The following is a 9636-nucleotide window of genomic DNA, read 5'->3' on the forward strand; positions in this document are numbered from 1 at the left end:
GGGTGGAGATCCCGGAGCTGCTGAAGCCCCCGCCGCCCAAGGAGGAGAAGAAGCCCGAGCCCGCGCCCGCCGTGGGGCAGCCGGCGCCCGCGCCGGTGGTGAAGGCCCGTACGGCCTGGTGGAAGCGCAGGACGACGGCCAAGGCCGCCGAACCCGTCGTCGAGGCCGCCCCGGCCCGCCGCCGGTTCTCCGGGCCCGGGAGCTGGAGCAACCCCCTCCTCCTGCTCGCCGCCGCCCTGCTGGTCGCCGGTGCCGTGCTCGGCAACCTGCTCGTCCTGGTCGTTGGCTGGCTCATCGCGTGGGCCTCGCGGCGGCTGAGCGACGCCGAGACCAAGTGGGCCGTCGTGTTCCTGCCGAGCCTCGCGCTCACCGCGGGGATCGTCTGGCTGTGGGGCCGTACCGAGGGCCGCTGGGGCGAGCCGATCGCCGAGGGGCACATGAACGACGCGGTCGCCGAGACCTGGCCGTGGGTCGTGCGGGGCGCGGCCGTGGCCTCGGCGCTGTTCCTGGTGTGGCGCTCGCAGCGGCGGCGCTAGGTGTATTGGTCACGGGCGGCGGCGCCAGGTCCCGTGCGGGGACGCCAGGTCACGGGCGGGGGGCGCCGGAAATCGTTGTCCGACAGTCGTACCGCTTGGGCACAATGGCTCATATGGCCTCTACAAGCACCTCCGCGCCGACCGTCGGCTTCGACCTCGACATGACGCTCATCGACTCCCGCCCCGGCATCCACGCCTGCTGGGTGGAACTGTCCGAGCGGACCGGGACGTACGTCGACGCCGACCTGGTGGTGACGCGGCTCGGGCCGCCGCTTCAGGAGGAGATGGCGTACTGGTTCCCCGAGGACCGGATCCCGGTGATGTCGGACCTCTACCGCGAGCTCTACCCGGAGTACGCCGTCGCCGGCACCCTCGCGTTGCCCGGCGCCCGCGAGGCGATCGACGCCGTGCAGGCGGCCGGCGGGCGGGCGATCGTCGTGACGGCCAAGTGGGAGCCCAACGCCCGGCTGCACATGAAGCACCTGGGCCTGGAGCCCGACGCGGTGATCGGCAACCTCTGGGCCGAGGGCAAGGGCGAGGCGCTGCGCGAGCACGGCGCGAGCGTGTACGTCGGGGACCACGTCGGCGATGTGCGCGGGGCGCGGATCGCCGAGGCGCTCTCGGTCGCGGTGACCACTGGCCCGTGCAGCGCGGAGGAACTGACCGAGGCCGGGGCCGATGTCGTCCTCGGCGCGCTCACCGAGTTCCCGGGGTGGTTTTCGGACTACCGCCCGGACGGAGTTCCGGCCCGCGCCTGACGCCTTCCCGCCGCGATCGATTGCAGCACGCCCGCACCGGCCACCACGAAACCGACGGCCATGAGCATGCTCAATCCGAACATGTACGTCGGAAAAGGCGTCGTTCCGAGCAGGAACGGGGCCACGGTGACCAGAGTGGCCACCGCGCCGATGAAGAACACGATGGCTCCGGCACGGATCAGTCGGTCACCGGGAGCGGCGGAATTCGTTTGGGTTTTGTCACGCACCGGACCAGGGTAGTTCCCTGCGCGAAGGAACAACCGGGTGACGTCTTGTCACCGGCCTGAAGACCATTAGCCTTGGAACCGGCGGGTCCCGACGACCCGCCCGAGTGCTATCAAGAGCCGTTTCAGAAGCAGTTTTCCGACGAGTACGAGGACGAGGACAGACGTGCCTACCGGCAAGGTCAAGTGGTTCAACAGCGAGAAGGGCTTCGGCTTTCTCTCCCGCGACGACGGCGGTGACGTCTTCGTCCATTCCTCGGTCCTCCCCGCCGGAGTCGAGACGCTCAAGCCCGGGCAGCGGGTGGAGTTCGGCGTGGTCGCGGGACAGCGCGGTGACCAGGCCCTCTCGGTGGCCATCCTGGACCCGACCCCCTCGGTCGCGGCGGCGACGCGCAAGAAGCCGGACGAACTGGCCTCCATCGTCCAGGATCTGACGACCCTCCTGGAGAACATCACGCCGATGCTGGAGCGCGGCCGCTACCCGGACAAGGCCGCCGGAAAGAAGATCGCCGGCCTCCTCCGCGCGGTCGCCGACCAGCTCGACGTGTAGTCGACGAGACAGGCCCCAGGCGCCTTCCGGCCCCCCTGCTGCCGGAGTACATCCGGCGGCGGGGGGTCACTCCGGGGAAATCCTGCTCGCCGAGGTCGTCCCCGGCAAAGCGCCCCAGACAAAGGTCAACGCGTCCGGCCGCAATGCCGGGACAAGGCCTTCCGCGGCCGCTCGGGTCAACAGACCGCGAATCGCCGCATATCCGTCCTCGCCGAGATCCGCGGTGAACTCGTTGACGTACAGACCGATGTGCTGATCGGCGACCGCGGGATCCATCTCCTGCGCATGTTCCATGACATAGGGCCGGGAAACCTCGGGCTCGTCCCAGGCGGCCCGCACGGACGTACGGATGGACTCGGCGAGCAGCGACAGGCGCTCCGCCCCCAGCGACCGCTTCGCGATGATCGCGCCCAGGGGGATCGGCAGCCCGGTCGTCGACTCCCAGTGCTCGCCCATGTCCGCGAGCTTGTGCAGACCGTAGTTCTGGTACGTGAAGCGCGCCTCGTGGATCACGAGCCCCGCGTCGACCTTCCCGTCCCGCACGGCCGGCATGATCTCGTGGAACGGCAGCACGACGATCTCCCCGACCCCGCCCGGAAGCACGTCCGCCGCCCACAGCCGGAACAGCAGATACGCCGTCGACTTCTCGGACGGCACGGCGACGGTCCGGCCGGTGAGGTCCGCGCCGGCCTCCCTCGTCAGCACCAGCGGCCCGCAGCCCCGGCCCAGCGCACCCCCGCACGGCAGCAGCGTGTACGTGTCGAGGACGTACGGCAGCACGGCGTACGACACCTTCAGCACGTCGAACTCACCGCGCTCGGCCATCCCGTTGGTGACGTCGATGTCGGCGAAGGTCACGTCCAGCGCGGGCGCCCCGGGCACCCGGCCGTGCGCGAGGGCGTCGAAGACGAAGGTGTCGTTCGGGCAGGGGGAGTACGCGATCCTCAGCGATGCGGTCGTCGGCTCAGTCGTCATGGTGTCTCCAACTCTCCAGTACGGGCGCGAGCTTCCCGAACCCCTCGGTCAGGGCCGCGAGCGCGTCGCCGATGCGCCAGGCGGCCCGGTCGCGCGGACCGACCGGGTTGGACACGGCACGGATCTCCAGCACGGGCACACCGTGCGCCGCGGCCGCCTCGGCGACCCCGAAGCCCTCCATGGCCTCGGCGAGGGCGGTGGGGTGGCGCTCGCGCAGGGCACTCGCGCGGGCTGCCGTCCCGGTCACCGTGGAGACGGTGAGCACGGCTCCGGCCCGCGCCCCGGTCGCGGCCACCGCGGCCCGTACGAGTGCCGCGGGCGGACGGTGGGTGACGGTCCCGAAGCCCAGCTCGGTCACCGGCACGAACCCCTCGGCGGTCTCCGCGCCGAGGTCGGCCGCGGTGATCTCGTCGGCGACGACGAGGGAGCCGACGGGCGCGTGCGGCGGGAACCCGCCGGCGATGCCCGCGGAGACCACGAGGCCGTAGGCAGCGCCCTCCAGGGCGGCCCGGGTGAGCGCGGTGGCGGTGCCGGCGGCGGCGAGAGCGGGCCCGACGCCCACGGCGAGGACGTCGAGGGCCGGCGCCGGGTCCGTGAACGCACGGGCCACCGCGTCCCGTTCGACCGGGACCGCGGTGGCCACGAGGATGCGCATCGGAATCAGCGGATCAGTAGTCGGAGTTCTCCAGCTTGAAGTTCCAGACGCCCTTGTACTCCTTGCTCTCGCCGGAGGACTGCTTGTCCTGCTCGACGATGCTGATGTACAGCGTCTTCTGCGGGGCCTGGCCCTGCTGCTGGGCGAAGAGGTCGACGCCGTCGAAGGCGTAGTACGTCTTCTTGTAGGCGTACGTCATCTGCTGGCCGTTGATCCACAGCGCCCAGCCGGTGTCCGCGATCTCGGGGTCGACGCCGACGCGCAGGGTCTCGCTCTGCTTGACCTTGATCGTCTTGGCGTCCGACTTCTCCAGGGCGCACTTGGCGGCCTTCGCCTTGCCGAGGTCGTTGCCGTCGTCGTAGCAGACGGCCTCGGAGCTCACCGAGGTCGAACCGACCGTGACGGTGACGCGCGGCGTCGGCTTGTCGCAGGCCGACAGGACGAGCAGTCCGGCGGAAACGAGGCCGGCGGCGGCGACGGCGCGGCGGCGTCGCACATCGGATTGCAGCGTGGTCATGACGGAAGGCTATCGGGCGGGTACAGCAGTCCCTTTATGCGGGGTGCGGCGAGCCCTGTTCGTTACGCCACTCGCGCCTTGGCCGAGCCTCCGTGCCGGGCGGAGCTGAGCAGCCCCCGCGCGGTGGCCAGCCAGCCCGCGGCGACGACGGCGGCGGCCACCGAGAGGCCGAGGTAGCCGTTGAGCGGCATCACGATGCCGACCGCGCCGCCGAACACCCAGGACACCTGGAGCAGCGTCTCGGAGCGGGCGAATGCCGAGGTGCGGACCAGTTCGGGCACGTCCCGCTGGATCAGCGCGTCCAGGGACAGCTTGGACAGGGCCTGCGCGAAACCGGCGACCGCCGCCAGGCACGCCACCATGAGCGCCCCGAAGAAGATCGCCGCGGTGATCGCCGCGCCCAGCACGATCGCCACCACCGTCACGATGATGATCTCCGGTGCCCGCGACCTGAGCCAGGCGCCGACCGCCGTGCCGAGCGCGTTGCCCGCGCCCGCCGACACGGCCACCAGGCCCAGGGAGACCGCCGCGCTCTCGCCGGTCAGCGGATGCTCGCGCAGCAGGAAGGCGAGGAAGAAGGTGAGGAAGCCGGAGAGCCAGCGCAGCGCCGCGTTCGCGCCGAGGGCGTGGGTGACGGCGGCGCCGACCGTCCGCAGTCCGGGCCGCTTGACCGGTTTGAGGTGCGGCCCGTGCAGGTGTTCCTCGTCGGCGGCCAGCAGCGCCACGTCCTCGCCCTTGGCCGAGTCGACCTTCGGCGGCAGCGAGAACGACAGGAACGTGCCCGCGACGAAGATCACGAAGGCGCCGTAGAGCGGCCAGCGCGGTCCGATGGCCTGGAGCCCCGCACCGACGGGAGCCGCGATCCCGGTCGCGAGGAGCCCGCCGAGGGTGACGCGGGAGTTCGCCTTGACGAGGGAGAAGCGGGGCGGGAGCAGACGGGGCACGACGGCGCTTCTGACGACGCCGTACGCCTTGGAGGCCACCAGTACGCCGAGGGCCGCCGGATACAGCTCCAGGCTGCCCGTGGCGACCGCCCCGGAGATGATCAGCGCGAGCATCGCCCGGGCGAGCATGGCGCCCGCCATGGCGGCCCGGCGGCCGTGCGGGAGACGGTCGAGGAGGGGGCCGATCACGGGCGCGAGGACGGTGAAGGGCGCCATGGTGATGGCGAGGTACAGGGCGACGCGCCCGCGGGCCTCGTCGGTCGGCACCGAGAAGAACACCGTGGAGGCGAGGGCGACGGTGATCATCACGTCCCCCGCGCCGTTGACGGCGTGCAGTTCGATCAGCTTGCCGAGGCCGGACTCGCCCGCCCCGTGCGCGTGGGTCGCCTTGCGGATGCCGCGGGCCGTACCGGTGAACGGGAGGTGCAGGGCGCGGCCGACCGCGCGCACGGATCCCGCCATCCGGCCCGAACCGCCACCGATCCCGGTGGCTCCCTGGGGTGTCCTCGTGGCTGCCACCCCGTCATAGTGCCCCGAGAAAGCTGTGAGTAGTGCGGTTACCGCGCGTATGAGCGCATATGAAGTGCCGCGGGAGGCCCGCTGGAGGTCCCTCGGAGGTGCTCAGGAGGTCCCCGCGGGCCCACCGGAGGCAATGAACCCTCACGTCGGTGTAGGCCGAGCGGCGACGAACAGGTAGCGTGCGTAGCGCGCCGTGGCGAACGTTCTCGGCCGCGCGCCTCTCTGACATCCCGCAGAATGGATGCGAGCAGGTGCGCCCGAGCGCGATCGGGCGCGGACGTCGACGCGGTCCTCCGGTCCGCTCCGTCCGCACCCACCGCCTTCAGGCCGGCGCACCCGAGTGACGGCGTAGGAGAGAAGCGATACCTGTGAGCGCAGCGACAACGCGAAGCCGCACCCCCGACCGCTTGTGCGCCGAGGCCGTCGACCTCGCCCGCGCCGCAGCCGAGGAGGCCGCCGCGCCCGGTGTGGTGGGCGAGCACGCGGGCCTGGTCTCCGAGGGCGACCGTGTCGTCACGCACTACTTCGAGTGCAAGGAGCTCGGGTACCGGGGCTGGCGCTGGGCCGTGACCGTGGCGCGCGCCTCCCGAGCGAAGATCGTGACGCTGGACGAGGTCGTCCTGCTCCCCGGCTCCGACGCCCTGCTGGCGCCGGAGTGGGTGCCGTGGAGCGAACGCCTGCGCCCCGGCGACATGGGCCCCGGCGACCTGCTGCCCACCGACGCCGAGGACCTGCGTCTGGAGCCCGGCTACACCGGCGAGGACGAGCCGCTGCCGAGCGCGCCCGTCTCCACGGAGATGGCCGAGCTGGTCGAGGCGGAGGACGCCGAGCTCACGGCCGGTACCCCGTCGAACCTGCCGGTCGTCCCGAGCCGCGGCTCGATCGCCTCGGTCGCCGAGGAACTGGGCATGCGCCGGGCCCGGGTCCTGTCCCGCTACGGCCTGCATGTCGCCGCCGACCGCTGGGAGGAGGCCTTCGGCGCGAAGACGCCGATGGCCCAGGCGGCCCCGGCGCCCTGCGTCAGCTGCGGCTTCCTGGTCCCCCTGGGCGGCTCGCTGGGCCAGGCCTTCGGCCTGTGCGCCAACGAGTTCGCCCCGGCGGACGGCCGTGTGGTCTCCCTGTCCTACGGCTGCGGCGGCCACTCGGAGGCGGCTGTCATGCCCAAGCCGCCGCAGCCGGCCCCGCCGGTGATCGACGAGACCCGGGTGGACCCCTTCCCGCTGCGCCCGGCACCGGACTCCGGCTCGGTGCCGGTGCTGGCCGACGAGGACGCGGCGGAGCTGGGTCACTCGTAGGACGGGCGCCCGCTCAGGGGCGTTGCAGCACCCGGTCCACCACCCCCTGGGCGGTCACGTGCTGCCACTGGTCGTACGAGGTCCCCCCGGCCGTGACCCGCTCACGCAGGCCGAGGTACCGGTACGACTTCGCGTCGAAGAGCAGCAGCCGCCCGCCGGACGCCCAGGGGGAACCGGCCGGGCCCCTGTACCGGATGCCGATGGCCTCGCGTCCGTCCACCTTCGTCCGGCCGGGCACCACCTCGATGCCCGGGACGGCGGCCAGCGCCTCGAACGCCGCGGAGCGCAGCCCCTTGGGCAGGACGGGCGCGCGCAGCAGCCCGGAGAGGAAGATCTGCACCTCCGGCCACTCGTCGGCCCTGGTCGGCCGGCCGAAGTCGGGCTTGGTGCCCGCCTCGCGCAGGGTGATCGTCAGCCGGCCTGGGTCCAGGGGCAGTTGCTCCAGCTTCGACCACTGGCTCGGCGGCCAGGAGTACTGGCCCTTCTGCGCCGGTGGCACCCACTGGGTGTGGCCCAGTTCGCTGACGTAGGACTTCTTGGAGCCGTCGACCGAGCTCCAGCTCTCGTCGACGTACGTCTTCGCCGGACCGCCCGCCACCGGCGTCCGCCGGATGACCTCCTTGGTGTAGACGAACTGGTCGTCGCGCGGGGCGAGCGGCTGCTCGGTGCGCAGTGCTTCGGCCGCCGCCCCCCGCAGCACGGTGGTCGCGCTCACGGCCTGGGTGCGGGGCGCGTTCTCCGCGGTGTTCTGGGAGACCACCACGGTCGCGGTGACCGCGGCCGCGGCGGCGCAGGCCACGGCGATCCGCAGCAGCGGACGGCGGCCGAGGACGGGTGCGGGACCGGTGGTCGAGACGGTGCCGGGGGCCTGCATCGCCTGGTGGAGGCGGAAGCGGGCGCGGGCGCGGGCGGTGTCCGAGAGAGGGGGCGCGTCCGCGTCCCACTCCCTCAGAAGCTCGATCTCATTCATCGTCGGATTCCTCTCGGAGAGCGGTCGGGTCGGATCCGCCCAATGCCTCACGGACTTTTCTGCGAGCCCTGTGCAGTCGTGACCGGACCGTCCCGACCGGTACACCGAGGGCGTCGGCGACCTCCTCGTAGCCGAGGTCGGCCCAGGCGACCAGCAGCAGCACGTCCCGGTGCCGGGCGGGCAACCGGGCGAGGGCGCGGGCGAGTTCGCCGCGCACCGCCTGGGCGCTGACCCGGGAGGCCACCCGGTCCGCGACCGTCTCGTCGGCCGGCGCGCCGGGGGCGGCCACGGGCAGCCGGCCGAGTGTCCTCAGCCGTCTCGCCTCGGCTCGCCGGTGGCGGCCGATGAGATTGGTCGCGATGCCGAACAGCCAGGGACGGGCGTCCGCCGCCTCCGTGCGGTACCGGAAGCGCTGCTGGAACGCGGTGGTGAAGGTCTCCGCCATCACGTCCTCGGCCGCCTCCGCACCCAGCCGGCGTGCCGCGTAGCGGTGCACCGAGTCGGCGTGGCGGTCGAAGAGCAGGGCGAACGTCTCGGGCTCGTCCCACGACCGTTCGATCACCGAGGCGTCGCTGTCCTGCCCCACCCTGACGCCTGGTTCGACGGTCATCGGGGCTCCTTTCGTCGCTGTGGCGCTGTGAAGCTCGGGCTTGCACCTGTTCTTCGCCGCTCGCGGCAATCCGGTTCCCCATGGGGAAGGTGTGAGGGCCCCGCCAGGGGCGAAGTCGCCCTCCCGCCTCCTCGCGGTACCTTCATCGTCACGCCGATGAGGAGAGTCAACGTGAGCAAGTTCGTGCGGCCCGCTGCCGAGGGTGCCGACCCGTTCGGGACCGCCCGGCTCCGGCGAGGGGTGCTGGACGCCTGGGCCACCAGCCCCGCCCGGTTCCGGGAGGACGCCAACGCCGAGGAGGACCTCGTCCTCGGCGGGTACCGGGACCGACTCGTCGTCGAGCTCGCGCAGAACGCCGCCGACGCCGCGGCCAGGGCCGGCGTGCCGGGACGGCTGCGGCTCACCCTGCGCGAGGGCGTCCTGTTCGCCGCGAACACCGGCGCCCCGCTGGACGCGGCCGGCGTCGAGTCCCTCTCCACGCTGCGCGCCTCCGCCAAGCGCGACCACGCGGACGGCTCGGTGGGCCGCTTCGGCGTCGGCTTCGCCGCCGTGCTCGCGGTCACCGACGAGCCCGCCGTCGTCGGCCGCCACGGCGGGGTCCGCTGGTCCCTGGCCGAGGCCCGCGACCACGCCGCCGAGACCGCCCGCCACAGCCCCGGGCTCGGCGACGAGATCCGTCGCCGTGACGGGCACGTGCCCCTGCTGCGGCTCCCGTTCGCCGCCGAGGGCAGCGCGCCCGACCCCTACGACACCGTCGTCATCCTCCCGCTGCGCGACCCCGCCGCCACCGGCCTCGCCGAGCGCCTCCTGGACGCCGTCGACGACGCCCTCCTCCTCGCCCTGCCCGGGCTGGAGGAGGTCGTGATCGAGACGGCCGACACGACCCGTACGATCAGCCGCCGCACCGAGGACGACCTCACCGTCGTGGAGGACTCGCGGGACGGTACGACCCGGTGGCGCACGGCGTCCGCGCACGGACCGCTCACCCCCGAACTCCTCGCCGGCCGGCCCGTCGAGGAGCGGCTGCGACCGCACTGGTCGCTCACCTGGGCGGTGCCCGCCGACCCCGACGGCACCCCGGCC

The 9636-nt window shown here is 72.8% G+C and carries 11 protein-coding genes and 1 pseudogene; 5 read left to right on the top strand and 7 right to left on the bottom strand.

The window, feature by feature from the left end; translation table 11 throughout:
* Window positions 1-536, top strand: a pseudogene (locus EHS43_RS27820) (hypothetical protein); the annotation flags it as partial.
* Between the two features lie 113 nt (window positions 537-649).
* The gene (locus EHS43_RS27825; RefSeq protein ID WP_125193494.1) at window positions 650-1294 is read left to right on the top strand and encodes an HAD family hydrolase; all 645 of its coding nucleotides are present in this window, start codon (window positions 650-652) and stop codon (window positions 1292-1294) included.
* On the opposite strand, the gene EHS43_RS27830 is transcribed toward EHS43_RS27825, so the two are convergent.
* The gene (locus tag EHS43_RS27830) at window positions 1261-1521 is read right to left on the bottom strand and encodes a hypothetical protein (protein ID WP_125193495.1); all 261 of its coding nucleotides are present in this window, start codon (window positions 1519-1521) and stop codon (window positions 1261-1263) included. The two genes, EHS43_RS27825 and EHS43_RS27830, sit on opposite strands and share 34 nt — an antisense overlap.
* 163 nt (window positions 1522-1684) lie before the next feature.
* Here EHS43_RS27830 and EHS43_RS48830 point away from each other — a divergent pair, with 163 nt between their 5' ends.
* On the top strand, window positions 1685-2068 hold the full coding sequence (locus EHS43_RS48830) for a cold-shock protein (protein WP_020140317.1): 384 nt from the start codon (window positions 1685-1687) through the stop codon (window positions 2066-2068).
* Window positions 2069-2134: 66 nt separating this feature from the next.
* Here the strand turns inward: EHS43_RS48830 and EHS43_RS27840 are convergent, their stop codons facing one another.
* From EHS43_RS27840 to EHS43_RS27855, 4 genes are all read right to left on the bottom strand, one after another.
* The gene (locus EHS43_RS27840) at window positions 2135-3043 is read right to left on the bottom strand and encodes a 1,4-dihydroxy-6-naphthoate synthase (protein WP_125193496.1); all 909 of its coding nucleotides are present in this window, start codon (window positions 3041-3043) and stop codon (window positions 2135-2137) included.
* Window positions 3033-3698, bottom strand: coding sequence for a futalosine hydrolase (locus EHS43_RS27845; RefSeq protein WP_125193497.1), 666 nt, complete (start codon window positions 3696-3698; stop codon window positions 3033-3035). Before EHS43_RS27845 ends, EHS43_RS27840 begins: the two co-directional genes overlap by 11 nt.
* Window positions 3699-3711: 13 nt before the next feature.
* Window positions 3712-4215 carry a hypothetical protein gene (locus EHS43_RS27850; protein WP_125193498.1) on the bottom strand — a complete coding sequence of 168 codons (504 nt, stop codon included), beginning with the start codon at window positions 4213-4215 and terminating at the stop codon, window positions 3712-3714.
* Between the two features lie 62 nt (window positions 4216-4277).
* Window positions 4278-5621, bottom strand: coding sequence for an MFS transporter (locus EHS43_RS27855; RefSeq protein ID WP_125193502.1), 1344 nt, complete (start codon window positions 5619-5621; stop codon window positions 4278-4280).
* Window positions 5622-6046: 425 nt separating this feature from the next.
* Between EHS43_RS27855 and EHS43_RS27860 the strand changes: the two genes are divergently transcribed.
* Window positions 6047-6973: a DUF3027 domain-containing protein gene (locus tag EHS43_RS27860; RefSeq protein ID WP_125193499.1), complete on the top strand. Its 927-nt coding sequence runs from the start codon at window positions 6047-6049 to the stop codon at window positions 6971-6973.
* 13 nt (window positions 6974-6986) lie between these two features.
* Here EHS43_RS27860 and EHS43_RS27865 read toward each other — a convergent pair whose 3' ends face one another.
* On the bottom strand, window positions 6987-7943 hold the full coding sequence (locus EHS43_RS27865; protein ID WP_125193500.1) for a CU044_5270 family protein: 957 nt from the start codon (window positions 7941-7943) through the stop codon (window positions 6987-6989).
* Window positions 7936-8553 carry an RNA polymerase sigma factor gene (locus EHS43_RS27870; RefSeq protein ID WP_125193501.1) on the bottom strand — a complete coding sequence of 206 codons (618 nt, stop codon included), beginning with the start codon at window positions 8551-8553 and terminating at the stop codon, window positions 7936-7938. Before EHS43_RS27870 ends, EHS43_RS27865 begins: the two co-directional genes overlap by 8 nt.
* Window positions 8554-8724: 171 nt before the next feature.
* Between EHS43_RS27870 and EHS43_RS27875 the strand changes: the two genes are divergently transcribed.
* On the top strand, window positions 8725-9636 hold a 912-nt coding region (locus tag EHS43_RS27875), incomplete at its 3' end, for a sacsin N-terminal ATP-binding-like domain-containing protein (RefSeq protein ID WP_369009058.1).

This window comes from Streptomyces sp. RP5T (assembly GCF_003933965.1).
In the GTDB taxonomy this organism is placed as follows: Bacteria; Actinomycetota; Actinomycetes; order Streptomycetales; family Streptomycetaceae; genus Streptomyces.